This is a genomic window from Streptomyces sp. BA2 (assembly GCF_009769735.1).
Lineage (GTDB): Bacteria > Actinomycetota > Actinomycetes > Streptomycetales > Streptomycetaceae > Streptomyces.
The window spans coordinates 5,526,908-5,552,819 of the sequence record NZ_WSRO01000002.1 but is presented as its reverse complement, the minus strand read 5'-3'; the positions used below and the strand labels follow the sequence as shown (position 1 = coordinate 5,552,819).

The window sequence follows — 25,912 nt, the reverse complement described above, 5'->3', positions numbered from 1 at the left end:
GGGCGCAGATTACGGTGGCCGTTCACGGACTCACGCTGCGGTTGAGGACACGCGCGCGAGCCCAGGCACACCCCAGGCACAAGGTCTGAGCGTACCTACCTCATCGAGTTCGGTCAAAACAAATGCGGTGGGGGCCGACACGCCGGGCTTTTCGCACCTCCGACCCGACGCGTCCGACGCGATTTCAGCCGTTCAGGGCGGCCGGGCAGCAGCTTTCAGCCGTTCCCGCTCGTGCGACGGCAACCTTCACTACGTTCATCGGTCGGCTCAATGATCGGGGGACGTATGACGGCTGCGCAGCTACCGGGCGACGGAGGCCTCGACGACAGGGTGCCGTTCCTCGCCCGCCTGGAGCGGGAGGACCGTTCCGCGCTGCTCGCGCTCGGCAGCACCCTGCCCTTCGCGGCCCGCGCGGCACTGATCCATCAGCACGAACCCTCGTCGCACGTCCTGCTGATCCTGCACGGCTGGACCAAGGTGACCGCCTCCGCCGCCAACGGGTACGAAGCGCTGCTCGCCCTGCGAGGCCCCGGTGACATCGTCGGCGAGTCCGCCGCGCTGACCGGGCGCCCGCGCTCCGCGACGGTCACCGCACTCGAACCGGTCCGTGCCGTGGCCGTCGAGCTCGCGCAGTTCACCGGCTTCCTCGCCCGCTCCCCCACGGTCTCCTTCGCCCTGCTCGGCCTCACCTCCGACCGGACACGGGCCGCGGACCGGCGCCGCCTGGAGTTCGCGTCGATGACCGTGCGCGAGCGCTTCGCGGCGCTGCTCCTCGACCTGGCCCGCACCCATGGGCGACGTACCGATGAAGGCATCGAGCTCGCCGTCCCCCTGAGCAAGCAGGAGCTCGCCGGTTCCGTGGGCGCCTCCCGGGAGATGGTGCAGCGACTGCTCAAGGAACTGCGGGACCGGGAGGCGGTGGCCACCGGCCGCCGGGAGCTGGTGATCATGCGGCCTGACGTGCTGCGGCGGATCGCACGGGCGGGTCACACAGGCCCGTCGTGACTCTCGGTGCCCGCCTGCTCCCGTAGGGCGACTCTGTGCACACGGTCACAGTTCGAGTGCGTCATCCGCCCTCACGACGACGGCTCCCGCACGGCCACGCTGCTGGTCAGTTCGGATTCCCCACCGAAGGGCGACCATGACCGACCCCGTGAGCCGCACGATCCTGCTGCTCGACATCGAGAAGTTCAGCGACCGTGACGATGTCGAGCAGGCCTATCTGCGACGCATGCTCTACGACATCACCGACCGCGCCCTGGAGAACGCCTGCATCGACGAGACGCTGCGCCTGCGCGCCGACCGCGGTGACAGCGTGATGGAGCTGATCGACGCCAACGCCTCCCTGACCGCGCTCCTGCGCGCCCTGCTCACCGAGGTGCCGGTGCAGCTGCGGGCCGTCAACCGGATGGCTTCGAGCTCCGCGCAGATCCGGCTCCGGGCGGTGCTCGCGACGGGGTACGTCGCGGTGGACGAACTCGACGGCTGGGTCGGCTCCGACCTCAACCATGCGTGTCGGCTGCTGGACGCCGACGTACTGCGTGCGGCACTGCGGGAACGCACGAACGATTTCGCGCTCTGTGTCTCCGAGAGCGTGTACGCGGGGGTCGTCCGGCACGACAGGCCCGGCGTACCGGCCGATGACTTCCGCGCCGTGACCGTGGCCGGCAAGAACGGCCCGCTGCGGGCCTGGCTGCACGGTCCGGTGCCCCCGGGCGCCGAGGCCGACGACCACAGTGAGAGGGGGGCCGGGGGAGCCCCGGCGCCGGACGCCGGCTCGGGGGAGCGTCCGGCGCCGGGGCAGGGGGCGGCCCCCGCGGGCGGCGCCAGCTTCACCTTCAACGGCGGCGCGCCGAGCTTCGGCGGCAGCCTGGTCGGCGGCGACCAGCACATCGTGTCCGGCGGGACCGTGCACGGCGACATCCACATCGGCGGCTCCGGCAACACCGCCCCCGACCGGGGCGAGGCCTCGTGAACCTCCCCCCGCGTGCAACGCCACCACAGCCGCAGGCCGGCCACGCGCGCCCGGGCGGACCGGCGCGGAACCAGGGCCAGAGCCCGCCGATCAGGACCGAGGCGCCCGATCCGCACACCGCCGAACCCATGGAGCCGGAGGAGCAGGCCCAGGAGGCACGCGCGGCGCAGCGCGAACTGTTCGCGCACGCCCCGGAGTTCATGCTCGGCTCGGCGGCATCCTTCGGTGGGTCCTTGGTCGGCGGGGCCCAGCACGGCGTGTCCGGCGGGCACGTCGGCCGCGACGTCGTGATGGGTGCCAAGACGGAGATCCACCATCACGGCGCCGCGACCTCGTCCGCGTACGCCTCCGGAGAGATCCCGAGCGCGCGCCTTGACACCCTCGCCGAGGTGTTCGTCGAGGGCCCCGCCTTCGCGCTCGCCCTGCGACGCCTGCGTGAGGAGCAGGTCCTTGTGCTCCGCGGTGCCCACGCCACCGGGCGCAGCGCGGCGGCCCTGATGCTCCTGCGCCGCGTCGGTGCCCCTGCCGTGCGTGCCCTGCAGCCCGAGACCAGCCCCACCGAGCTGGCAGGTCAGCTCGCCAACGGCGGCGGCCACGTGCTGTGCGACATGCCGCTGAGCAGGAACAAGCCGCTGCGCGACACCCATCTCTACGCGGCGCGCGACCAGCTCAGGCAGACCGGCGGGCACCTCGTGATCACCGTCGAGAACTCCCCCCATCTGCTGGGCGTCACCCCGGTCGGCTGGGAGGCCCCGGACGCCGCCGACGTGCTGCGCGCACACCTGTCCGCGCGCCTCCCGGAACCGGCCGACGTCGACCGGCTCCTCGACCTCGAACCGGTGCGGGACTTCCTCGGGCACGGCCACCGCAGGCCCGCCGAGGCCGTCGACCTCGCCACCGGTCTCACCGCGTACGACGGCACTGAGCAGGCGCTCGACCGGCTGCGGGGGTTCAGCCTCGCCTCGGTCGAGAAGCAGTGCAGGGACTGGCTGAGCGATCCCGCGCTCGGCCTGCGCGACAAGGCGTTCCTCATTTCGCTCGCGGTCTTCGACCAGGCGCCGTATGTGCTGGCCGCCGAGTTCGCCGACACGCTCTTCGTCCACTTCCAGCGGCTCCAGCATCCCGAACAGCCGCCGGAGATCCCGGTGTTCGGTCCCGCGCCGGGCGACCGCCTCGACCTCGCGCGAGCTGTCGGCGAGCTGCGCAGCGAGGCGACGGACTGGGGGCCCGTACCTCAGTACCTGGCTCAGTTCAGTGAGGCCCGCATGCCGGGCGCGCTGCTCACCGAGGTGTGGACGGGCCATCCCTCGACGCGTCCCGCCCTGGTCCCCTGGCTCAAGCAGCTGGCCCGCGACGGCCGACCGCTGGTGCGCACCCGTGCCGCCGCAGCGACCGCGCTGCTCGCAGCCGCCGATCTGCCCTCGACCGTGGCTCTGCTGGTCGACGGCTGGTCGGCCTCCGGCTCCTTCGGGCCGCGGGTGACGGCGGCCAACACGCTCACCCTGGCGCAGCTCTCCGGCGCCCCGGTGATCCCGCAGTTGCTCTCGCAGTGGTGCACCGACCGCCACTGGGCGCGCCGCTGGACGGCGATCCGGGCCTTCGCGCTGCTCGCGCCGCTCCGGCCCGACCTGGCCGGGCCCGCCCTCGACGCGCTGTCCTCGCGGGCGCGCGCCGACGACAGCAGCGACGCCGAGCGCCACAACCTGATCGAGTCGACGGCGCTGCTCCTGTCCGCGGGGAACCGCGGAGAGATGCTCGCGGAGCTGGTGCGGCTGCTCCACCTGGACACCCCCGCCGTCCGGGCGCTCGCCCTCGGCGCCTTCGTCCGCGCCTGCGACAACCGCGAGGAGGGGAGCCTCGTCGAGTGGTACGCGGACTCCGGGATGCACAGTCCGGAGTGGGCCCGCGACCTCGCGACGCTATGGCACACGGCCCTGGGCGAGCGTGCCCACACGCGCGAGGCCCTGGCCGCGCTGCGGACCTGGGTGTACGTCGCCGTGCGGCGCCCCGACGCCGAGCGGGCGCTTGCCCTGCTGCTGCCCTCCCTGGTCAGAACGGCGGCCGACCGGGACCGCCTGGCGCACCTGCTGCAGACCCTGCGCGCCGAGGACGGCGGGCCCCGCCCCGAGGTCGCCGACCGGCTCCTTGCCGCGGTGCACCCGGCGGGCGCCACGGCCGTCGCTCACTGACCCCTGCCCGATCCACCGAGGAGTTGAGCCCATGGCGGAGTTCCGCCGTCAGCCGGAGTGGCAGCAACATGCCGACCGGCACAGCCAGTTGATCGACCCAGTGCTCACCGTCCGGCCGATCTCCCGCTTCGACTACACGGCCCGCAGACCCGTCACCGCGATCGACCACGCCCTGGTCTTCGCCACCGCCGCGGGCGTCTACGACGTCTACATCCCTCCGCACCGGCCCACCCGCACGGACGCCGCGACCCGGCGCTACGTATCCGTGTACGAGGTCGACATGGGCAGCCATCCGGTTCAGCTGGAGCTGGAACTGCCCAGCGACGACGACGCGTTCTCCTTCGGGGCCACCGCCGATCTGACCTGGCGGGTGGCTGATCCGATCGCGTACGTGCGCAGCGGTGAGCGGAACCTGCCCGCCCGGCTCACCCGTGAGCTGCACCAGTGCGCGCGACCGGTCAGCCGCCGGTTCTCCATCGAGGACAGCCCGGCCGCCGAGGAGGCGGTGCAGCAGACCGTGGAGGCCGGGGTCTTCGCCGCGGGGATCGGGGTCGCCGTCACCTGCATGCTGCGGCTGCGGCTCGACGACGAGGCGGTCGCACACCGGCGGCGAAGGCGCAGTCTGCGCTACGAGCACGAGATGCTGGCCCCCGAGCACCAGTACCACCTGCAGCAGGCGCGTCAGCAGCACGAGCTGGAGGTCCTGCGCCAGCAGCAGGCGCAGGAGCTGACCGCACGGAAGATCGAGTTCTACCGCTATCACCTCCAGCACAGCGGGGTCGGGATGTGGGCGCTGCATCTCGCCGAGCACCCCGAGGACACCCAGCTCGTGATGAGCAGCATCCGCAAGGACCAGCTCTCCCTCATCCAGAGCCAGTTGGAGCTGATCAGCGGTGACGGCCTGGAGGACTACCAGAAGGCCGAGTCGGCGAAGTTCGCCCTGCACGCGGTCAACGAACTCATCCACCAGCAGGGCCTCGCACCCACCGCACCTCCGACCGACGCGGAAGCGGAACCGGCGGCCCTGCCGCAGCAGCCTGGGGCGTACACGGAGCAGCCGTACGCCCCTCAGGCACCGGAGGGTGCGCCGCCCGGGCCCGCAGCCACGTACGCCTGGGCACCGCCCCCGGCCGGGCCGCCCGCCGAGGGCGAGGCCGGCACACCAGCCTCGGATCCGCGCACGCCTCCGCACGACCCGACGCCCGCATGAGCACGCCGGACGCGCCCCCGTCAGCGCCGGTCTCGCCGCCGGACACAGCACCGGCCTTCCCACCCCGGCCGCCGGGCGAGAAGACCGCCGAGCGCCTCCTCGCCGACCTGCGGTCCGAGATCGCCCGAGCCGACAGCAAGGCGTCGGTCCTGGTGGCCGCCCTGGGCATGACGGCGGGCGTCTTCACCGGGCTGCTGGCGGGACGGAACTGGCAGCCGGGCACGCTGTCCGCGGCCGGTGCGGCGGTCTGGTGGGCGGGCGTCCTGGCTTTTACGTCCGCCCTGCTCGCCCTGCTGCTCGCGGTGCTGCCTCGCTTACGAGGTACGACGTGGACGGCCGGGCGCCCTCTGTCCTACTTCGGGGACATCCAACAGGCCGTACGCGAGGGGCAGTTGACCCATGCCCTCGCCGAGACCGAGCGCGATCCCCTGTCCGGGCTCACCGCGGCGCTCACCGAGACGAGCCGCATCGCCGTGCGCAAGCACCAGTGGATTCGCGTGGGGCTGATCGCCTTCTGCGCCGGCACCGCGCTGCTGCCCGCGGCTCTCCTCATCGGCTGACGACCACACAAAGCGAAGGAGCCGGCCCATGGCCCCGCCCCACCCAACAAACCCTCCCCAACCAGAACCACCGACGGGCCCGGAGCCTACGTATCCGGGGACGGCGCACCAGGAGCCTACATATCCGGTGACAGCCCACCCGGAGCCTACGCACTCGGGGCCCGTGGACCCTGAGCCTGCGTACGAGGGTCCCGTGGACCCGAAGACCACCCGCCCGGAGCCCTCGCCCCCGAGTACCACTCATGCGGACCCCGGGGGCCCGGCACCCACGTACCCCCAGCCTGCACACCCGGCACCGACCTACCCGCAGGCCACGTACCCCCAGCCTGCACACCCGGCACCGACCTACCCGCAGGCCACGCACCCGGCACCGACCTACCCGCAGGCCACGCACCCGGCACCCACCTACCCCCAGCCCACTAACCCCGCACCCGCTTACCCCGAGCCCGCGTACCCCACATCCCCCGAGCTCACCTACCCGGCCCCGGGCTCAGCCCCAGCCCCATATCCAGCCCCGCCCCCAGACCCCCCATACCCGCACCAGGGCCCGCACCCGACCCACCCAGGCACCATCACCCCTCCACCCCAAGGCCCACCGCACCCCCGCCCCGGGTCGCCCCTCCCGCAAGGGAGTGCGGTTCACCCGGCAGGGCCTCCCCCGTCGCGACCGCCGATGGTCCCCCAGGGCGCCGATGATCTCGACTACAGGCACCAAGGCTCGCGGCTGCACGTGGCTGCCCATCAGCGGGGGGCCGATGCCACCGCCGTGGGACGCCTCCTCGTGCAGGTGCCGGGGTTTCTCGTCAGCTTCCTCATCGTCGGCGGTCTCTCCGTCAGCCTGTTCGGCAACGCCGGATGGCTCGTCGTCCTGGCCTGGCTCGCATCCGGCGCCCTCGTCTTCCACCGGCCGACCGAGCTGGCCTTCGCCCGGCACGTCCTCGGCCTGCGGCAGCCGCTGGCCGAGGAACGGATGCGGCTCGAACCCGTCTGGCGTGAGGTCACCGCACGTGCGGGCATCGAACCGCAGACGTACGAGCTGATGGTGGAGCACAGCGACGACCTGAACGCCATGGCGGCCGCCGGCCACGTCGTCGGCGTCACGACGTTCTCCCTGAACCGGCTGCCCAGCAGCCGGCTGGCCGCCGTACTGGCCCATGAGCTGGGCCACCACACGGGCGGGCACGCCTGGGCGGGACTGCTCGGCTACTGGTACTCGACGCCCGGACGCGTCGTCTGGGCCGTGGCCCGGCGCATCACTTGGCTCGCGTTCTTCGTGGCGCGGCACATCTCGCTCGCCGCGACCGGCGTCGTCTTGTTGTGCCTGGGCGCCCTCCTGATGGCCGTGACGGCTGCCCTGTGGTTCGTCGTGATCCCACTGGTCTTCACCCCGTACCTACTCGCCCACTTCGGCCGCCGCGGCGAACTCCGCGCCGACCAGCAGGCCGCCGCCCTGGGCTTCGCCCCCATGCTGGCGGAGGTCCTGCACGAGATGCAGGCGCAGGACGACGCCGAACGCGCGCGGGCCGTCGCCGCCGGACGCAGGGTCAAGAAGCCGGGCAAGCTGGCCCAGCTGCTCTCCAGCCACCCCGAGACGCACACCCGGCTGCTGGCCCTTGAGCCCTATCTGCGGACGCACCTCTGAGCCACGCCCGAAAACGCCGAAGGGCGCCCACCCCGTAAGAAACGGAGTGAGCGCCCTTCAGTTCAACTCAAGCGACTAGCAAGCCACGCCTACTGGTTGTAAGGCCCGTAGTCGTAGTCCTCCAGCGGAACAGCCTGACCCGACCCCGTCCCGAAGGGCGAGTAGTCGATGTCGTCGTAGCCGACGGCCGAGTACATCGCGGCCTTGGCCTCTTCGGTCGGCTCGACCCGGATGTTGCGGTAGCGGGACAGACCCGTACCGGCCGGGATGAGCTTACCGATGATGACGTTCTCCTTGAGGCCGATCAGGGAGTCGGACTTGGCGTTGATCGCCGCGTCCGTCAGGACCCTGGTCGTCTCCTGGAAGGAGGCGGCCGACAGCCACGATTCCGTTGCCAGCGAGGCCTTGGTGATACCCATCAGCTGCGGGCGGCCGGAGGCCGGGTGGCCACCTTCCGTCACGACCCGACGGTTCTCGGTCTCGAACTTCGAGCGCTCGACGAGCTCGCCCGGCAGCAGCTCCGCGTCGCCGGACTCGATGATCGTCACGCGGCGCAGCATCTGCCGGATGATGATCTCGATGTGCTTGTCGTGGATCGACACGCCCTGGCTGTTGTAGACCTTCTGGACTTCGCCGACCAGGTGGACCTGGACCGCGCGCTGACCGAGGATCCGCAGCACGTCGTGCGGGTTGGTGGCACCGAAGGTGAGCTTCTGGCCCACCTCGACGTGGTCACCCTCACGCACGAGGACCTTGGCACGCTTCGAGATCGGGAAGGGAGTCTCGTCGCTGCCGTCGTCCGGCGTGACGACGATCTTCTTGGTCTTCTCGGTCTCCTCGATACGGATGCGGCCTGCCGCCTCCGAGATCGGGGCGACACCCTTGGGCGTACGAGCCTCGAAGAGCTCGACGACACGGGGCAGACCCTGGGTGATGTCGTCACCGGCCACACCACCGGTGTGGAACGTACGCATCGTCAGCTGCGTGCCGGGCTCACCGATGGACTGGGCGGCGATGATGCCGACCGCCTCACCGATGTCGACCAGCTTGCCGGTGGCGAGCGAACGGCCGTAGCAGAAGGCACAGGTGCCGACCGCGGACTCACAGGTCAGGACCGAACGGGTCTTGACCTCCTCGACGCCGTTGGCGACCAGGGCGTCGATGAGGACGTCACCGAGGTCGACGTTCGCCGGCGCGATGACCTTGCCGTCGATGACGACGTCCTCGGCCAGCATGCGGGCGTACACCGAGGTCTCGACGTTCTCCGTCTTGCGGAGCACACCGTCCTCGCCCTTGACCGCGATCTTCAGCTTCAGACCGCGCTCGGTGCCACAGTCCTCCTCGCGAATGATGACGTCCTGCGAGACGTCGACCAGACGACGGGTGAGGTAACCGGAGTCGGCGGTACGGAGAGCCGTGTCCGCCAGACCCTTACGGGCACCGTGCGTGGAGATGAAGTACTCAAGGACCGAGAGGCCCTCGCGGAACGAGGCCTTAATCGGACGCGGGATGGTCTCGTTCTTCGCGTTCGACACCAGACCACGCATACCGGCGATCTGACGCATCTGCATCATGTTTCCTCGGGCACCCGAGTCAACCATCATGAAGATGGGGTTCGTCTTGGGGAAGTTCGCGTTCATCGCCTCGGCAACCTCGTTGGTCGCCTTGGTCCAGATCGCGATGAGCTCCTGCGTGCGCTCGTCCTTGGTGATCAGACCGCGCTCGTACTGCTTCTGGACCTTCTCGTCCTGCGCCTCGTAGCCCGCGACGATCGCCTTCTTGGCCTCGGGGACCACGACGTCGGAGATGGCCACGGTGACACCGGAACGGGTCGCCCAGTAGAAGCCCGCCGCCTTCAGGTTGTCGAGCGTCGCCGCCACGATGACCTTGGGGTAGCGCTCGGCCAGGTCGTTGACGATCTCGGAGAGCTGCTTCTTGCCCACCGAGTAGTCGACGAACGGGTAGTCCTCGGGCAGCAGCTCGTTGAAGAGCGCGCGGCCCAGGGTCGTACGCAGCCGGAAGCTGTCGCCCTGCTGGTACTCCTGCTCGCCCTCTTCGACGGCCGGCGGGGTCCAGCCGCGCGGCGGGATGGTGCCCACCGGGAAGCGGATGTCGACCTTCGCCTGGAGCGAGAGCTCCTTGGCGTCGAACGCCATGGTCGCCTCGGCGGAGGAACCGAACGAACGGCCCTCACCGATGACCTTGCGCTCTTCCTCGTCCGTCGTGAGGAAGAAGAGACCGAGAACCATGTCCTGGGTCGGCATGGTGACGGGACGGCCGTCTGCCGGCTTCAGGATGTTGTTCGAGGACAGCATCAGGATGCGGGCCTCGGCCTGCGCCTCCGCGGAGAGCGGCAGGTGCACGGCCATCTGGTCACCGTCGAAGTCCGCGTTGAACGCGGTGCAGACGAGCGGGTGAATCTGAATGGCCTTGCCCTCGACCAGCTGCGGCTCGAAGGCCTGGATGCCGAGGCGGTGCAGCGTCGGCGCACGGTTCAGGAGAACCGGGTGCTCGGCGATGACCTCTTCCAGGACGTCGTACACGACCGTGCGGCCGCGCTCGACCATGCGCTTCGCCGACTTGATGTTCTGCGCGTGGTTGAGGTCAACCAGGCGCTTCATCACGAACGGCTTGAAGAGCTCCAGCGCCATGGCCTTCGGCAGACCACACTGGTGCAGCTTCAGCTGCGGGCCGACGACGATCACGGAACGCGCGGAGTAGTCCACACGCTTACCGAGAAGGTTCTGACGGAAACGACCCTGCTTGCCCTTGAGCATGTCGCTCAGGGACTTCAGCGGGCGGTTACCGGGACCGGTGACCGGGCGACCACGACGACCGTTGTCGAAGAGGGCGTCCACGGCCTCCTGGAGCATGCGCTTCTCGTTGTTCACGATGATCTCGGGCGCACCGAGGTCGAGAAGCCGCTTCAGGCGGTTGTTGCGGTTGATGACGCGGCGGTACAGGTCGTTCAGGTCGGAGGTCGCGAAGCGGCCACCGTCCAGCTGCACCATCGGACGCAGGTCCGGCGGGATGACCGGCACGCAGTCGAGCACCATGCCCTTGGGGCTGTTGCTGGTCTGCAGGAACGCGGAGACGACCTTGAGGCGCTTGAGCGCACGGGTCTTCTTCTGGCCCTTGCCGGTACGGATGATCTCGCGAAGCCGCTCGGCTTCCTCATCCAGGTCGAACGACTCAAGGCGCTTCTGCAGTGCAGCGGCACCCATCGAACCGTCGAAGTACGTGCCGAAGCGGTCACGCAGCTCGCGGTAGAGCAGCTCGTCACCCTCCAGGTCCTGGACCTTGAGGTTCTTGAAGCGGTTCCACACCTCGTCGAGACGGTCGATCTCGCGCTGCGCACGGTCACGCAGCTGCTTCATCTCACGCTCGGCACCTTCGCGCACCTTGCGGCGTACGTCGGCCTTGGCGCCCTCGGCCTCGAGCTCGGCCAGGTCGGTCTCGAGCTTCTTGGCGCGGGCTTCGAGGTCGGAGTCGCGACGGTTCTCGACCTGCTGACGCTCCACGGAGACGTGCGCCTCCAGGGAGGGCAGGTCACGCGTACGGCGCTCCTCGTCCACGAACGTGATCATGTACGCCGCGAAGTAGATGACCTTTTCGAGGTCCTTCGGGGCGAGATCAAGCAGGTAGCCGAGGCGCGACGGGACGCCCTTGAAATACCAGATGTGCGTGACAGGGGCGGCCAGCTCAATGTGGCCCATCCGCTCACGACGCACCTTGGCGCGAGTGACCTCGACGCCGCAGCGCTCGCAGATGATGCCCTTGAAGCGGACACGCTTGTACTTACCGCAGTAGCACTCCCAGTCCCGGGTCGGACCGAAGATCTTCTCGCAGAAGAGTCCGTCCTTTTCGGGCTTGAGCGTGCGGTAGTTGATGGTCTCCGGCTTCTTGACCTCGCCGTGCGACCACTGTCGGATGTCGTCCGCGGTGGCAAGGCCGATCCGCAGCTCGTCGAAGAAGTTGACGTCGAGCACTTGTCGTCAATCCCTCTTTCGGGGTCGTGTCTCAATCATGGTCTGTACGGGTCCGGGGCAGGGCCGGGACCTCACGAGGAGGTCCCGGCCAGACCCGTCAGACCTCTTCGACGCTGCTCGGCTCGCGCCGGGACAGGTCGATACCGAGCTCCTCCGCCGCGCGGAAGACGTCCTCGTCGGTGTCGCGCATCTCGATGGACATGCCGTCCGAGGACAGCACCTCCACGTTGAGGCAGAGCGACTGCATTTCCTTGATGAGCACCTTGAAGGACTCGGGAATGCCGGGCTCGGGGATGTTCTCGCCCTTGACGATGGCCTCGTAGACCTTCACGCGGCCGGTCACGTCGTCGGACTTGATCGTCAGGAGCTCCTGGAGTGCGTACGCGGCGCCATAAGCCTCCAGCGCCCACACCTCCATCTCACCGAAGCGCTGACCACCGAACTGAGCCTTACCACCCAGCGGCTGCTGGGTGATCATGGAGTACGGACCGGTCGAGCGAGCGTGGAGCTTGTCGTCGACCAGGTGGTGCAGCTTGAGGATGTACATGTACCCGATCGAGATCGGGTCCGGGAACGGCTCGCCGGAGCGCCCGTCGAACAGCCGCGCCTTGCCGGACGGGAGGACCATGCGGTCGCCGTCGCGGTTCGGGATGGTGTGCTCGAGGAGGCCGGACAGCTCGTCCTCGCGGGCGCCGTCGAAGACCGGAGTCGCGACGTTCGTCCGCGGGCCGACCTGGTCGGCGCCGATGCGCTGCAGGCTCTGCGCCCAGTCCTCGCTGAGACCGGAGACGTCCCAGCCCTGGCTGGCGAGCCAGCCGAGGTGGATCTCCAGGACCTGACCCGGGTTCATTCGGGACGGGACACCCAGCGGGTTGAGGATGATGTCGACGGGCGTGCCGTCCTCAAGGAAGGGCATGTCCTCGATCGGAAGGATCTTGGAGATGACGCCCTTGTTTCCGTGCCGTCCTGCCAGCTTGTCGCCGTCCGTGATCTTGCGCTTCTGCGCCACGTAGACACGAACCAGCTGGTTCACGCCCGGCGGCAGCTCGTCGCCCTCTTCACGGTCGAAGACGCGTACGCCGATGACCTTGCCGATCTCACCGTGCGGCACCTTCAGCGAGGTGTCGCGCACCTCGCGCGCCTTCTCACCGAAGATCGCGCGGAGCAGGCGCTCCTCGGGGGTCAGCTCGGTCTCACCCTTGGGCGTGACCTTGCCGACGAGGATGTCGCCGGCGACGACCTCGGCACCGATACGGATGATGCCGCGCTCGTCGAGGTCGGCGAGGACCTCTTCGGAGACGTTCGGGATGTCCCGGGTGATCTCCTCCGGGCCCAGCTTGGTGTCACGGGCGTCGACCTCGTGCTCCTCGATGTGGATCGAGGAGAGGACGTCGTCCTGCACGAGGCGCTGCGACAGGATGATCGCGTCCTCGTAGTTGTGACCTTCCCAGGGCATGAACGCGACGAGCAGGTTCTTGCCGAGGGCCATTTCGCCCTCTTCGGTCGCGGGACCGTCGGCCAGGACCTGGCCCTCGATCACGCGGGCGCCCTCGTCGACGACAACCTTCTGGTTGACGGAGGTGCCCTGGTTCGACCGGGAGAACTTGGCGATGCGGTACGTGGTGTACGTGCCGTCGTCGTTCGTGACGGTGACGTAGTCCGCGGAGACCTCCTGGACCACACCCGCCTTCTCGGCCTTGATCACGTCACCGGCGTCGACCGCACAGCGGTACTCCATGCCGGTGCCGACGAGGGGAGCCTCGGCGGTGATCAGCGGCACGGCCTGACGCATCATGTTCGCGCCCATGAGGGCACGGTTGGCGTCGTCGTGCTCGAGGAACGGGATCATCGCGGTCGCGACCGACACCATCTGGCGCGGCGAGACGTCCATGTAGTCGACGTCGTCGCCGGGGATGTAGTCGATCTCGCCGCCACGACGGCGGACGAGGACGCGCGACTCGGTGAAGCGCATGTCCTCACCGAGCACGGCGTTGGCCTGGGCGATCACGAAGCGGTCTTCTTCGTCGGCCGTGAGGTAGTCGACGTCGTCGGTGACGACGCCCTCGACGACCTTGCGGTACGGCGTCTCGACGAAGCCGAACGCGTTGACGCGGCCGTACGAGGCGAGCGAACCGATCAGACCGATGTTCGGGCCTTCAGGGGTCTCAATCGGGCACATGCGGCCGTAGTGAGACGGGTGCACGTCACGGACCTCGAAGCCGGCCCGCTCACGGGAGAGACCACCCGGGCCAAGCGCCGACAGACGGCGCTTGTGGGTGAGACCCGACAGCGGGTTGTTCTGGTCCATGAACTGCGACAGCTGCGAGGTGCCGAAGAATTCCTTGATCGACGCCACGACCGGGCGAATGTTGATCAGGGTCTGCGGCGTGATCGCCTCGACGTCCTGCGTCGTCATGCGCTCGCGGACGACGCGCTCCATACGAGCCAGACCCGTGCGGACCTGGTTCTGGATGAGCTCGCCGACGTTGCGCAGACGACGGTTGCCGAAGTGGTCGATGTCGTCGGTCTCGACGACGATCGACGTACCGCTGTCACCAACGGTCTCGACCTCACCGGCGTGCAGCTTCACCAGGTACTTGATCGAGGCGATGATGTCCTCGACCGTGAGGATGCCCGCGTCGAGCGGAGCGTCCGCACCCAGCTTCTTGTTGACCTTGTAGCGGCCGACCTTCGCGAGGTCGTAGCGCTTGGGGTTGAAGTAGAGGTTCTCAAGCAGAGTCTGAGCGGCCTCACGCGTCGGCGGCTCGCCCGGACGGAGCTTGCGGTAGATGTCGAGCAGCGCGTCGTCCTGGCCCTGGGTGTGGTCCTTCTCCAGGGTGGCGCGCATGGACTCGTACTCGCCGAACTCCTCGAGGATCTGCTCGGTCGTCCAACCGAGAGCCTTGAGCAGAACGGTGACCGACTGCTTGCGCTTGCGGTCGATGCGGACACCGACCATGTCGCGCTTGTCAATTTCCATCTCCAGCCAGGCACCCCGGGACGGGATGATCTTGGCGGAGAAGATGTCCTTGTCGGACGTCTTGTCGATCGAGGAATCGAAGTAGACACCCGGCGAACGGACCAGCTGCGACACGACGACACGCTCGGTGCCGTTGATGACGAAGGTGCCCTTGTTCGTCATGAGCGGGAAATCGCCCATGAAGACCGTCTGGGACTTGATCTCGCCGGTCTCGTTGTTGGTGAACTCGGCAGTGACGAAGAGCGGGGCGGCGAACGTGAAGTCGCGCTCCTTGCACTCGTCGATGGAGTTCTTCGGAGGCTCAAAACGGTGGTCGCGGAACGTCAAGGACATCGACCCAGAGAAGTCCTCGATCGGGGAGATCTCCTCGAAGATCTCCTCCAGACCTGACTTGGTGGGGACGTCCTGTCCGCTGTCCAGAGCCGCCTCGACACGAGCCTTCCACGCTTCATTCCCGAGCAGCCAGTCAAAGCTCTCGGTCTGCAGCGCAAGAAGGTTCGGAACCTCGAGGGGCTCCTTGATCTTTGCAAAGGAGATGCGCAGCGGGGCGGTGCTGGCGCCGTTGTTCGTATTCGCGGTCGAGGCAGTGCGCGAGGCGGCCAAGAGGGGGTCCTTCCGAGGGCTCGGACTCACTACGCGCGTACCGGTCCCAGGCTGGACGCAGAGACGGAACATCCCAGGTCAGGGAAAGTCCAGTCCACTGTGCTCAAGCATGGGCATGCCCCTGGTGACGGGCAGGAGGCAGCTAACAGGCAGCGCAAAGGGTCAGTGTAGCCACTAGGCCCACTGATGTCCAGTGCGGGTTTTTGAAGACCCTCGTTGTTCTCAACCCCTGCTGCAAGCCACGCCCTCGATGCACATCGATACTGCCCTCTTCGCCGTCGATCCATGCCTCGGATGCGGATCGTTGTGACGACGCGTCCTGAGAATTGCGCGCTGCGTGCGGTTCGTCAAGGCCCCCCTGCCCCGACTTGGCTCTCAGATCGTCACCGTCACGGCCGTTCCGAGGCACGACGAAGATCACCATACTCGTCGGCGCGGGCTACGCAAGGCAGCCGTAGGGGTGCGCCGGAGAACGCCGAAGGGCGACCACCCAGATGGGTGATCGCCCTTGACGCGCGCTGCCTGAGCAGCGCTGGAAAGTCCTGCCACCTACACGCCCGCAGGCGCGCGGCAGACGACTCGCGAGGTGTTACTTGACCTCGACGGAGGCGCCGGCGGCCTTGAGGGACTCGGCAGCCTTCTCGGCGGCCTCCTTGGCGACCTTCTCGAGGACCGGCTTCGGGGTGCCGTCGACGAGGTCCTTGGCCTCCTTGAGGCCCAGGGAGGTGAGCTCGCGCACGACCTTGATGACCTGGATCTTCTTCTCGCCGGCGCCGGTGAGGATGACGTCGAACTCGTCCTGCTCCTCGGCAACCTCGGCGGCGGCGGCCGGGCCGGCCGGGGCAGCGGCGACGGCCGCGGCGGCGGTGACGTCGAACTTCTCCTCGAAGGCCTTCACGAACTCGGAGAGCTCGATGAGGGTGAGCTCCTCGAACTGAGCAAGCAGGTCTTCCTGGCTGAGCTTCGCCATGATGGGCGATCCTTCCACTAATTCGGCTGGTGCCGGGTGTATATGAAGGCGGGCGTACGTTCGGCCCGCTGCGACCGTCGCCCTAGCGGGCGGCGATCAATGCGCGAGCCGAATTACTCGGCACCGCCCTGCTCGGCCTGCTTGGCACGAAGCGCCTCCGCGGTGCGGACGAACTTCGAGGGAAGCGCCTGGAAGAGCTGCGCGGTCTGCGTCTGCTTGCCCTTCATGGCGCCCGCCAGCTTGGCGAGCAGAACCTCGCGGGACTCGAGGTCCGCGAGCTTCTTGATCTCGTCGGCGGACAGCGCCTTGCCGTCAAGGACACCGCCCTTGATGACGAGGTTGGGGTTGTCCTTGGCGAAGTCACGAAGACCCTTCGCCGACTCCACCGGGTCACCGGTGACGAAGGCAACAGCCGTCGGACCCGAGAACAGGTCGTCCAGCGTGTTGATCCCGGCCTCGTTGGCCGCGATCTTGGTCAGCGTGTTCTTCACCACGGCGTACTCGGAGTTCTCACCGAGCGAACGGCGCAGCTGCTTGAGCTGGGCCACGGTGAGACCCCGGTACTCGGTCAGCACGGCGGCGTTCGAGCTGCGGAACTTGTCCGTGAGCTCGGCTACCGCGGCAGCCTTGTCGGGCGTCGGCATAGAGCGTCAGCCTCCTTCCGGGTGATGAGGACCGCTCAAAAGGGGCTGACAAAACAAAACGCCCCGGCGCAGGCGCCGGGGCATGAGCTCGACCTGACGGAATCCCGTCCGGGAGCACTCACTTCCACAGTCACCTACGCGGGTCGTCCGCAGTTTCAGCGGATCCTTCGGCCACCGCACCCTCTTACGAGCACACGGCAACGACCAGCGGTCTTTGGCTTCTGTGGAAGAGTACGCGAACGGGTTCGCGTCAAGCAAATCGGCGTCAGAAGCCGCTGTCGGAGCTACCGGAGCTGCCGGAGTCCGGCTTCCCCATGCCCTCGAGCTCCTTGAACATCTCCATCAGGTCGAAGGTCTCCCCGGCCGGCGGCGGGGTCACCTTGGCGGCCGCGCCGTACTCGGAGAACTTCTGGGACGTCTTCATCGTGCCTTCGGGGGACTTGATGTCGATGTCCATACGGACGGGGTAGTCGTCCTCGTTCACCCAGACCTCGGTGTCGTACCCCTTGATGCCCGACTTCTCGATGTTCTTGAGGAGCTGTTCGCGCTCGCTCTTGCCGAGCATCTCGTCGAGGCCCTTGTTGGACTCCATCATCTCCTTGACGGAGAGACGGCCCTTGTAGCGCTGGGTCGAGACGCCGTCGACCTTGGCCGGTCCGACATGCTTCAGGTTCGGCGAGTCCAGGAGCATCGCGAGCTGCTGCGCCGGGTCCTGGTTCATGCTGTCCAGGCCGCCGGTCAGCTGCTTGGCGGCCTTCTCGTCACCGACCTGCTCCGCGATGGTGTTCAGGTCCATCTTGACCCACTGCTTGCCGTCCATGTCCTTGGCGGCGACAGCCCCCATGTCCATGTACATCACGTTGTCGAGCCAGAGCATCCGGACCTTCTCCGGCGCCTCCGGGTCGCTGTCCGTGAGCGCCGAGCCCGACATCGTCATATCCATGACGGTCGGGTCCCAGCCCATGACGCCGGACATCTTCATGTCTTCGGAGCCGCCGCCCATCGACTTGGGCGCCGTCATCGTCATCTCGACCTTGGCCGACTTCGCCTTCGCGGTCTTCTCGTACGCCGCCGTGATGACCTCGGTCACCTGCGACCGGGACTGGGTCTCCCCCGAGCCCGCCCCGGCCTTGCCGTCCTTGTCGGAGCCTCCACAGGCCACCGCACCCGTACACAGCAGCGTGGTGGCGAGCACGGCGCCCGCCATTCTCTTCACAGTCATGACCCCACCCCTAGGAACACATGATCGACACAATTCAGTCTGGCGAGAATACCCGACGTCCGAGGTCAGGCCTGCGGCTGCTGGTTCATGAGGTCCTTGAAGCTCATCGTGTCCGAGGCCGGGGGCTTCTCGGCGGAGACCGGGGTGCCGTAGTCGCTGTAGTAGACCGTCTGTGAGAAGGAGCCGGTCTTCATGTCGGCCTTCTCGGTCTTCTTGACCAGCAGGTCGTCGCCGTTGACCCAGATGTCGATCTTCTCGGTGCTCATGCCGGCCTGCTTGAACTGCTTCTTCAGCTCGGACATCTGCTCGGCGTCGAGGTCCGTGTTCTTGCCGGTGAGGTCCGCGACGTCGACGGTGCCCGAGTAGTGGGTCGCCTCCGTCCCGCGGACCTTCTCCTGGCCCACGCGCTTCACGTCGCCGGACGCGAGGAGCATCTTCACCGACTGGTTGGGCGTGGTGTTCTGCATCTGGTCCTTGAAGGCCTCACCGGCGGCGCCGCCCATCTCGGCCAGCGTGGCGTAGTCGTACTCGATCCAGTGCTTGCCGCCGGACTGGGAAGCGAACTTGTCGCCCATGTTGGCGTAGTACGCGTCGGGCAGATAGCGGTAGTCGATGGTGGACTGGCCGAGCTGTTCCATCTGGTCGGCCGCGGTGCCGCCGGTGAGGGTCGCCGTCACCTCGCCGGTCACCCCGTCCTTCCAGCCCATGACGCCCTTCATGTCCATCGACATCTGGGTGCCCATGACCGTCTTGCCCTCGACCTTGGCCGAGTCTGCGTTGTCGGTCTTGTTCTCGATGGTGCGCAGGGCGGCTATCGGGCTCAGAGCGACGGAGCCCTTCTTCTTGCCCTTCGCGTCGCTGTCGCCGCCGCCGGAGGAGCCACAGGCCGCGACCCCGGTCAGCGCCGCGGCCACCGCGATCGACAGGCCCGCGCGTCGCATGGTCGTGCTGTTCATGACATCCCACCCCTTGTAATCGTGTGAATCACGCACGCTAGCGCAGTCCCCGAACGCTCCGACGGACATGCACGCATACGAGGACGGGCCCCGCACCTCGAAAGGTTGCGGGGCCCGTCATCACAAACGCGTACACGACGCGACTGCCGTCACATTCAGACGGCGGCCGGGTCCTCCTCGACGAGGAGGTTGCGGGTGCGGTTGCTGTCCAGCGGAATGCCGGGGCCCATCGTGGTGGTGAGCGCGGCCTTCTTGATGTAGCGACCCTTGGCGGCCGACGGCTTCAGACGGAGGATCTCCTCCAGCGCCGCGGCGTAGTTCTCCACCAGCTTGGTGTCGTCGAAGGACACCTTGCCGATGATGAAGTGCAGGTTCGAGTGCTTGTCGACGCGGAACTCGATCTTGCCGCCCTTGATGTCGTTGACAGCCTTCACGACGTCGGGGGTCACGGTGCCGGTCTTCGGGTTCGGCATCAGACCACGCGGACCGAGCACGCGGCCGAGGCGGCCGACCTTGCCCATGAGGTCCGGGGTGGCGACGACGGCGTCGAAGTCCAGACGACCCTTGGCGACCTCGTCGATGAGCTCGTCGGCGCCGACGATGTCGGCCCCAGCGGCTTCCGCGGCCGCAGCACGGTCACCGGTCGCGAAGACCAGGACCCGGGCGGTCTTGCCGGTGCCGTGCGGGAGGTTCACGGTGCCACGGACCATCTGGTCGGCCTTGCGCGGGTCGACACCCAGGCGGAAGGCGACCTCGACGGTGCCGTCGAACTTGGTCGCGGAGGTCTCCTTGGCGAGACGGACGGCCTCGAGCGGGGCGTAGAGCTTGTCCCGGTCGATCTTGGCGTCCGCAGCGCGGAGAGTCTTGCTGCGCTTCACTTCTGCTCCTGTTGCGGTTACATCATGCGGCTCCGCCGCGTGACAGGTGTGGAGTCGTGGTGCGGGCCGGCGCGTGGCCCTACCACTGAGAAAGGTCAGACGGGGAAAGCTCTCAGCCCTCGACCGTGATGCCCATGGAACGGGCGGTGCCGGCGATGATCTTCGACGCGGCGTCCAGGTCGTTGGCGTTGAGGTCTTCCATCTTGGTGGTGGCGATCTCGCGGACCTGCGCCTCGGTGATCTTGGCGACCTTGGTCTTGTGCGGCTCGCCGGAGCCCTTCTCGACACCCGCGGCCTTGAGGATCATCTTGGCGGCCGGCGGAGTCTTGGTCACGAAGGTGAAGGAGCGGTCTTCGTAGACCGTGATCTCCACCGGGATGACCCAGCCACGCTGCGACTCGGTCGCGGCGTTGTAGGCCTTGCAGAACTCCATGATGTTGACGCCGTGCTGGCCCAGGGCGGGGCCGACCGGCGGGGCCGGGTTGGCTGCGCCGGCCTGGATCTGGAGCTTGATAAGCCCCGTGACCTTCTTCTTCTTGGGAGGCATTGCTCTCTCCGGGTCCTAGTGAGAGTTTCCAGCCACCATCCAGTCATCCGGATGGAGGCATACCGCACAACGATAACGGGTATAGTCGCGCGGCCAAAAACCGAGCAGGTCAGACAGGCTTTGAGAGCCCGTCTGACCTGTTCGGAGGCGTATGTTCCAGAGGGAGCCGCGAGGGCTAGTTCTTCTGGATCTGGTCGAAGCTGAGCTCGACCGGGGTCTCGCGGCCGAAGATCTCGACGAGACCCTTGACCTTCTTCGAGTCGGCGTTGATCTCGTTGATCGTCGCCTGCAGCGTCGCGAACGGGCCGTCGGTGACGGTGACCGAGTCCCCGACCTCGAAGTCGAGCACCTGAACCTCGACCTTGCGGGACGGAGCCGGCTTGCCCTCGGCCTCGGCGGCCTCGCGGGCCGCCTTCTCCTCGGCCTCGGGGGCGAGCATCTTGACGATCTCGTCCAGGGTCAGCGGGTACGGGTCGTAGGCGTTGCCCACGAAGCCGGTGACGCCGGGGGTGTTGCGGACGACGCCCCAGGACTCGTTCGTCAGGTCCATGCGCACCAGGACGTACCCGGGGAGCTTGTTCTGACGGATCGTCTTGCGCTCGCCGTTCTTGATCTGCGCGACCTCTTCCTGCGGCACCTCGGCCTGGAAGATGAAGTCCTCGACGTTCAGCGAGACGGCACGCTGTTCGAGGTTGGTCTTCACGCGGTTCTCGTAACCGGCGTAGGTGTGGATGACGTACCACTCGCCGGGCAGGGTGCGGAGCTCGTCGCGCAGGGCCACGATCGGGTCGACCGGCTCGGCCTCCTCCTCGTCCTCTGCGGACTCGTCGGACTCGGCGGCCTCGGTGCCCTCTTCGGTCTCGTCCTCTTCGGACTCGGCGGCGGCTTCGTCGCCCGCCTCCGCGTCGTCGGCAGACTCGGTGTCGGTCTCGACGTGCAGCGCCGACTCCTCGGCGGGAGCGCCAGCGGCGGCGTCAGCAGCCTCGGCCTGGTCCGGGTCCTCGGCGTCCGCCGCCTCGACGATGTCGAGCTGGTCCTCCACGGACTCCTCGGAATCCACGCGCGGCTCAACGGCGTCGTTCAGGTTCGGGTCAGACACGGTGGCTGCTTCTTCCTGGATACAGAGGGGTGGAACGCGCGAAACGGGCGCCGGGTACGGCGCCCTTCGCTCTCGGCTGTGCCATCGGCTCAGCCGAAGACGTACTTGACGGCCTGGTTGAACCCATAGTCAATCACGGTCACAAGGCCGATCATGATGACGACGAAGACAATCACCACGGTGGTGTACGTCGTGAGCTGACTGCGAGTCGGCCAGACGACCTTGCGGAGCTCCGCGACGATCTGGCGGTAGAAGAGCGCGAGACGGCCGAAGGGGCCCTTCTTGCCGCGCTTGCCGCCCTTGCGGGCCTTCTTCTTGGAATCCGGCGCCTCGTCCTGGGCATCAGGCATGTCGATGGAGCCCACGGCGTCCGTCACTCGTCCTCACCTGATTCCGGGTCGTGGCCGTGCCGCGCCCGGTATGAGCCGCACGGCGGTGCAATGCAGTACGTACATGTGCGCACACGTCCTGGCGAGAGGAGTGTGTAGCAGGGCCGGAGGGACTTGAACCCCCAACCGCTGGTTTTGGAGACCAGTGCTCTACCAATTGAGCTACGACCCTTTGATTTCCCCCAACCTACCGCATCCACCCGGGTGCACAGAGTGCGAGGAGAAGGTGCGGCCGGTGAGGGCCAACGAGCAGTGAGTGTACGTGCTCTGCGGCGCCCCGTCGAACAGAAACGGATCCGGCGGCCCCCGGCAAACACCGAAAGCCGCGTGCCGGGGGCCTTTGGGGTCTGGAACGATGGGGCGATGAGCGCTTCCACTTCTCCCACCGAGCGCCGGGTCTCCGCCCGCATCGGCGCGATCTCCGAGTCCGCGACCCTCGCTGTCGACGCCAAGGCGAAGGCCCTCAAGGCCGCCGGGCGGCCGGTGATCGGTTTCGGCGCGGGTGAGCCCGACTTCCCGACGCCCGACTACATCGTCGAAGCCGCCGTCGAGGCCTGCAAGAACCCGAAGTACCACCGCTACACCCCGGCCGGCGGGCTCCCCGAGCTCAAGGCCGCGATCGCCGCGAAGACGCTGCGCGACTCCGGCTACGAGGTCGACGCCTCGCAGATCCTGGTGACCAACGGCGGCAAGCAGGCGATCTATCAGGCGTTCGCCGCGATCCTCGACCCGGGCGACGAGGTCATCGTCCCGGCTCCCTACTGGACGACATACCCGGAGTCGATCCGTCTCGCGGGCGGTGTGCCGGTCGAGGTCGTCGCCGACGAGACCACGGGCTACCGCGTCTCCGTGGAGCAGCTGGAGGCCGCGCGCACGGAGCGCACGAAGGTCGTCCTCTTCGTGTCGCCGTCCAACCCGACGGGCGCCGTCTACAGCGAGGCCGACGCCGAGGCGATCGGCCGCTGGGCCGTCGAGCACGGCCTGTGGGTCATGACCGACGAGATCTACGAACACCTCGTCTACGGAGACGCGAAGTTCACCTCGCTCCCGGCGATCCTGCCCGAGCTGCGCGACAAGTGCATCGTGGTCAACGGCGTGGCCAAGACGTACGCGATGACCGGCTGGCGCGTGGGGTGGATCGTCGGCCCGAAGGACGTCGTGAAGGCCGCGACGAACCTCCAGTCGCACGCCACGTCGAACGTCTCCAACGTCGCGCAGGTGGCGGCCATCGCGGCCGTCTCCGGCGACCTGGCCGCCGTCGAGAAGATGCGCGAGGCCTTCGACCGGCGCCGCAAGACCATTGTGCGGATGCTGAACGACATCGACGGCGTGCTCTGCCCCGAGCCGGAGGGCGCCTTCTACGCCTACCCCTCGGTGAAGGGCCTCATCGGCAAGGAGATCCGCGGCAAGCGCCCGCAGGACTCCGTGGAGCTCGCGGCGCTGATCCTGGAGGAGGCCGAGGTCGCGGTCGTTCCGGGCGAGGCCTTCGGGACGCCGGGTTACCTGCGTCTTTCGTACGCCCTGGGTGACGAGGACCTCGTCGAGGGCGTCTCGCGGATCCAGAAGCTGCTGGCCGAGGCGCGCGACTGAGCGCCTCCCCATGTGGGTATGTGCGGGCCGTCTCCCTCTCCGGGGAGGCGGCCCGTTTCTTCGTTCGGGGTAGGCCACGAAGGGGGAAAGTGGCTATCGGCGCGACGCGTGCGTACGGCAAGATCCTCGAATGGAGCGTGTACGTGACGTAAGAGAGCTGCCCAAGGCCCATCTGCATCTGCACTTCACCGGGTCGATGCGGCCCACGACCCTGCTGGAGCTCGCCGACAAGTACGGGGTGCGGCTGCCCCCGGCGCTGACCGGCGGTGAACCTCCGCAGCTGCGGGCGACCGATGAGCGCGGGTGGTTCCGCTTCCAGCGGCTCTACGACATGGCGCGGTCCTGCCTGCGGGAGCCCGAGGACATCCAGCGCCTGGTCCGGGAGGCCGCGGAGGAGGATCTGCGGGACGGGTCGGGGTGGCTGGAGATCCAGGTCGACCCGACCTCGTACGCGCCGCGGCTCGGCGGGCTCATTCCGGCCCTGGAAATCATCCTGGACGCCGTCGAGAGCGCCTCGCGGGACACCGGCCTCGGAATGCGCGTGCTCGTTGCCGCGAACCGCATGAAGCACCCTCTGGACGCCCGCACGCTGGCCCGGCTCGCGGTGCGGTACGCCGATCGCGGAGTCGTCGGCTTCGGGCTCTCCAACGACGAGCGCCGGGGCTTCGCACGGGACTTCGACCGGGCCTTCGCGATCGCGCGGGACGGCGGCCTGCTCGCCGCGCCGCACGGCGGTGAGCTCAGCGGGCCCGCCTCGGTGCGGGACTGCCTCGACGACCTGCACGCGGGGCGGATCGGGCACGGGGTGCGGGCGGCCGAGGATCCGCGGCTCCTGAAGCGTCTTGCCGAGCGGGGCGTGACCTGCGAGGTGTGTCCGGCGTCGAACGTGGCCCTCGGCGTCTACGAGAAGCCCGAGGACGTACCGCTGCGCACCTTGTACGACGCCGGGGTGCCGATGGCTCTGGGGGCCGACGATCCGCTGCTCTTCGGGTCACGGCTGGCCGCGCAGTACGAGATCGTGCGCAAGCACCACGCCTTCGACGACAGCGACCTGGCCGAGCTCGCCCGGCAGTCGGTGCGCGGCTCGGCCGCCCCCGTCGGCGTACGGGAGAAGCTGCTGTCGGGGATCGAGGAGTGGCTCAGCGGCTGATGCCCGCGAGGAGGGTGCGGGCGAGGGCGGCGGCGAACTCCTCGACGGGCTGCGGGGGTTGCTTGCCGACCGTGGAGTCGTAGGCGAAGGCGCGCTGGGCGCAGGCGCCCAGGAGCAGCGATGCGGCCGCGAAGGTGTCGGCTCCGGGGGCGATCCGGCCGGCGTCGCGTTCGGTGCGCAGATAGGCGTCGAGGGCCTCGATGGGCATGTGCGGGCCCGTGCCCATCGCCCGCATGGAGTCCTCGTGGCGGCGCTTGAGTTTGGTCTCGGCGTAGAGGGACGCGGCGATCGGGAAGCTCTGGACGTAGAAGTGGCTGGCCAGACGGGCGATCTCGGCGAGGTTCTCCTCCACGGAGCGCTCCCCCGGGTCCTCGGCGAGGCGGTGCAGGAGCGGGCCGAGCCGGGGCAGCCGCTCCTGGAGGACGGCCACGAACAGCTCCTCCTTGCTCGCGAAGTGCTTGTAGAGGGCCGCTTCGGAGCAGCCCGCCGCCTTGGCGATCTCCTTGGTGGTGGCACGGGCGAGGCCGATGGTGAGCATGAGGTCGTGCGCCGCGTCGAGGATGCGGGCCCGGGTGGGCTTCTGCTGCATGTGCCGTCCAACCAACCTTGACGAAGAGGTGAGTGGATACTCACCCTAGGGGTGAGTGAATACTTACCCACGTGGGGAGGGTGCGCAATGAAGCTCACGGTGTTCGGTGCGACCGGGGGTGTCGGCGGGGAGATCGTCCGACAGGCGCTCGGGGCGGGCCACGAGGTCACGGCCGTCGTGCGTGACCCCGCACGGCTGAGTGCGACAGGCGAGGGCCTTGAGGTGTTCCGGGCCGACCTGACCGACCCGGAGGCCCTGCGGGCGGCGGTGGCAGGCCGGGACGCGGTGCTCTCGGGCCTCGGGGCGCGCAAGAAGGCGGACGCGGGGATCGCGGCCCGGCTCACGCGGTCGGTGGTGCGCGCGATGGAGGACGAGGGGGTGCGCAGGCTGGTGGTGGTGAGCGCGGCGCCGGTGGGCCCTCCGGCCGAACGCCAGCCGACGGCCGACCGGATCATGGGAGCCCTGGTCAGCAAGATCCTGAAGCCTGTGTACGACGACCTGCGGACCATGGAGGCCGGGCTTGCGAGCAGCGCGACGGACTGGACGTCCGTACGCCCGCCGAGGCTGCAGGACAAGCCGGCCACGGGCGTCTACCGCAAGGTCGTCGGGGGCACGCCTGCCAGCGGGCGGTTCATCGGGAGGGCGGATGTGGCGCACGCGATGCTGGCGGCGATCGACGACCTGTCGACGGTGAGGCAGGGCGTGGGCGTCGCCTACTAGCCGCCCCTCA

General features: G+C 68.3%; 20 protein-coding genes and 1 tRNA gene. 9 read left to right on the top strand and 12 right to left on the bottom strand.

Translation table 11 applies throughout. The annotated features are described in order from the left end of the window. The first annotated feature begins 285 nt into the window (after nucleotides 1-285). The 6 genes from E5671_RS27855 (at nucleotide 286) to E5671_RS46435 (ending at nucleotide 7,576) form a co-directional block, all read left to right on the top strand. Complete coding sequence (locus E5671_RS27855) at nucleotides 286-1,005, top strand: Crp/Fnr family transcriptional regulator (protein WP_160506653.1); 720 nt, start codon at nucleotides 286-288, stop codon at nucleotides 1,003-1,005. Nucleotides 1,006-1,141: 136 nt separating this feature from the next. Then, on the top strand, nucleotides 1,142-1,975 hold the full coding sequence (locus E5671_RS27850; RefSeq protein ID WP_160506652.1) for a hypothetical protein: 834 nt from the start codon (nucleotides 1,142-1,144) through the stop codon (nucleotides 1,973-1,975). A 128-nt stretch (nucleotides 1,976-2,103) separates the two neighbouring features. Beyond that, nucleotides 2,104-4,164: a hypothetical protein gene (locus tag E5671_RS27845; RefSeq protein WP_160506651.1), complete on the top strand. Its 2,061-nt coding sequence runs from the start codon at nucleotides 2,104-2,106 to the stop codon at nucleotides 4,162-4,164. 31 nt (nucleotides 4,165-4,195) lie between these two features. After that, nucleotides 4,196-5,374: a PE-PGRS family protein gene (locus E5671_RS27840; RefSeq protein WP_160506650.1), complete on the top strand. Its 1,179-nt coding sequence runs from the start codon at nucleotides 4,196-4,198 to the stop codon at nucleotides 5,372-5,374. Then, nucleotides 5,371-5,934, top strand: coding sequence for a Pycsar system effector family protein (locus tag E5671_RS27835; RefSeq protein WP_237330254.1), 564 nt, complete (start codon nucleotides 5,371-5,373; stop codon nucleotides 5,932-5,934). Before E5671_RS27840 ends, E5671_RS27835 begins: the two co-directional genes overlap by 4 nt. 730 nt (nucleotides 5,935-6,664) lie before the next feature. Then, nucleotides 6,665-7,576, top strand: coding sequence for a M48 family metalloprotease (locus E5671_RS46435; RefSeq protein WP_336605864.1), 912 nt, complete (start codon nucleotides 6,665-6,667; stop codon nucleotides 7,574-7,576). 89 nt (nucleotides 7,577-7,665) lie between these two features. Here the strand turns inward: E5671_RS46435 and E5671_RS27825 are convergent, their stop codons facing one another. The 11 genes from E5671_RS27825 to E5671_RS27775 form a co-directional block, all read right to left on the bottom strand. After that, complete coding sequence (locus tag E5671_RS27825) at nucleotides 7,666-11,565, bottom strand: DNA-directed RNA polymerase subunit beta' (protein WP_160506648.1); 3,900 nt, start codon at nucleotides 11,563-11,565, stop codon at nucleotides 7,666-7,668. Nucleotides 11,566-11,662: 97 nt separating this feature from the next. Then, nucleotides 11,663-15,148, bottom strand: a complete 3,486-nt coding sequence (rpoB, locus tag E5671_RS27820) for a DNA-directed RNA polymerase subunit beta (protein WP_160506647.1) — start codon at nucleotides 15,146-15,148, stop codon at nucleotides 11,663-11,665. 589 nt (nucleotides 15,149-15,737) lie between these two features. Continuing rightward, entirely contained in the window at nucleotides 15,738-16,118 is a 381-nt protein-coding gene (gene rplL, locus E5671_RS27815; protein ID WP_160506646.1) for a 50S ribosomal protein L7/L12, read from the bottom strand. A 113-nt stretch (nucleotides 16,119-16,231) separates the two neighbouring features. Further along, entirely contained in the window at nucleotides 16,232-16,762 is a 531-nt protein-coding gene (gene rplJ, locus E5671_RS27810; RefSeq protein WP_160506645.1) for a 50S ribosomal protein L10, read from the bottom strand. A gap of 265 nt (nucleotides 16,763-17,027) precedes the next feature. Next, nucleotides 17,028-17,984 (bottom strand): hypothetical protein, encoded by a 957-nt coding sequence (locus E5671_RS27805; protein ID WP_160506644.1) that lies wholly within the window; start codon nucleotides 17,982-17,984, stop codon nucleotides 17,028-17,030. Nucleotides 17,985-18,049: 65 nt separating this feature from the next. Further along, a complete protein-coding gene (locus tag E5671_RS27800) occupies nucleotides 18,050-18,940 on the bottom strand; it encodes a hypothetical protein (RefSeq protein ID WP_160506643.1) in 891 nt (296 codons plus the stop codon). A 155-nt stretch (nucleotides 18,941-19,095) separates the two neighbouring features. Then, complete coding sequence (gene rplA, locus E5671_RS27795) at nucleotides 19,096-19,818, bottom strand: 50S ribosomal protein L1 (RefSeq protein ID WP_160506642.1); 723 nt, start codon at nucleotides 19,816-19,818, stop codon at nucleotides 19,096-19,098. Between the two features lie 112 nt (nucleotides 19,819-19,930). Next, the gene (gene rplK, locus E5671_RS27790) at nucleotides 19,931-20,365 is read right to left on the bottom strand and encodes a 50S ribosomal protein L11 (protein WP_160506641.1); all 435 of its coding nucleotides are present in this window, start codon (nucleotides 20,363-20,365) and stop codon (nucleotides 19,931-19,933) included. 175 nt (nucleotides 20,366-20,540) lie between these two features. After that, nucleotides 20,541-21,464 carry a transcription termination/antitermination protein NusG gene (gene nusG, locus E5671_RS27785; RefSeq protein ID WP_160506640.1) on the bottom strand — a complete coding sequence of 308 codons (924 nt, stop codon included), beginning with the start codon at nucleotides 21,462-21,464 and terminating at the stop codon, nucleotides 20,541-20,543. An 89-nt stretch (nucleotides 21,465-21,553) separates the two neighbouring features. After that, nucleotides 21,554-21,841, bottom strand: a complete 288-nt coding sequence (gene secE / locus E5671_RS27780) for a preprotein translocase subunit SecE (protein WP_160506639.1) — start codon at nucleotides 21,839-21,841, stop codon at nucleotides 21,554-21,556. Between the two features lie 111 nt (nucleotides 21,842-21,952). Next, nucleotides 21,953-22,025: transfer RNA gene (locus tag E5671_RS27775), tRNA-Trp, on the bottom strand. A gap of 191 nt (nucleotides 22,026-22,216) precedes the next feature. Between E5671_RS27775 and E5671_RS27770 the strand changes: the two genes are divergently transcribed. Together E5671_RS27770 and E5671_RS27765 are read left to right on the top strand one after the other, a co-directional pair. Then, a complete protein-coding gene (locus E5671_RS27770) occupies nucleotides 22,217-23,443 on the top strand; it encodes a pyridoxal phosphate-dependent aminotransferase (protein ID WP_160506638.1) in 1,227 nt (408 codons plus the stop codon). 130 nt (nucleotides 23,444-23,573) lie between these two features. Then, nucleotides 23,574-24,593 carry an adenosine deaminase gene (locus E5671_RS27765; RefSeq protein WP_160506637.1) on the top strand — a complete coding sequence of 340 codons (1,020 nt, stop codon included), beginning with the start codon at nucleotides 23,574-23,576 and terminating at the stop codon, nucleotides 24,591-24,593. On the opposite strand, the gene E5671_RS27760 is transcribed toward E5671_RS27765, so the two are convergent. Beyond that, complete coding sequence (locus tag E5671_RS27760; RefSeq protein ID WP_160506636.1) at nucleotides 24,583-25,182, bottom strand: TetR/AcrR family transcriptional regulator; 600 nt, start codon at nucleotides 25,180-25,182, stop codon at nucleotides 24,583-24,585. The genes E5671_RS27765 and E5671_RS27760 overlap by 11 nt on opposite strands. An 87-nt stretch (nucleotides 25,183-25,269) precedes the next feature. On the opposite strand from E5671_RS27760, the gene E5671_RS27755 reads away from it, so the two are divergent. Further along, complete coding sequence (locus E5671_RS27755) at nucleotides 25,270-25,902, top strand: NAD(P)-dependent oxidoreductase (RefSeq protein WP_160506635.1); 633 nt, start codon at nucleotides 25,270-25,272, stop codon at nucleotides 25,900-25,902. Nucleotides 25,903-25,912: the final 10 nt, after the last annotated feature.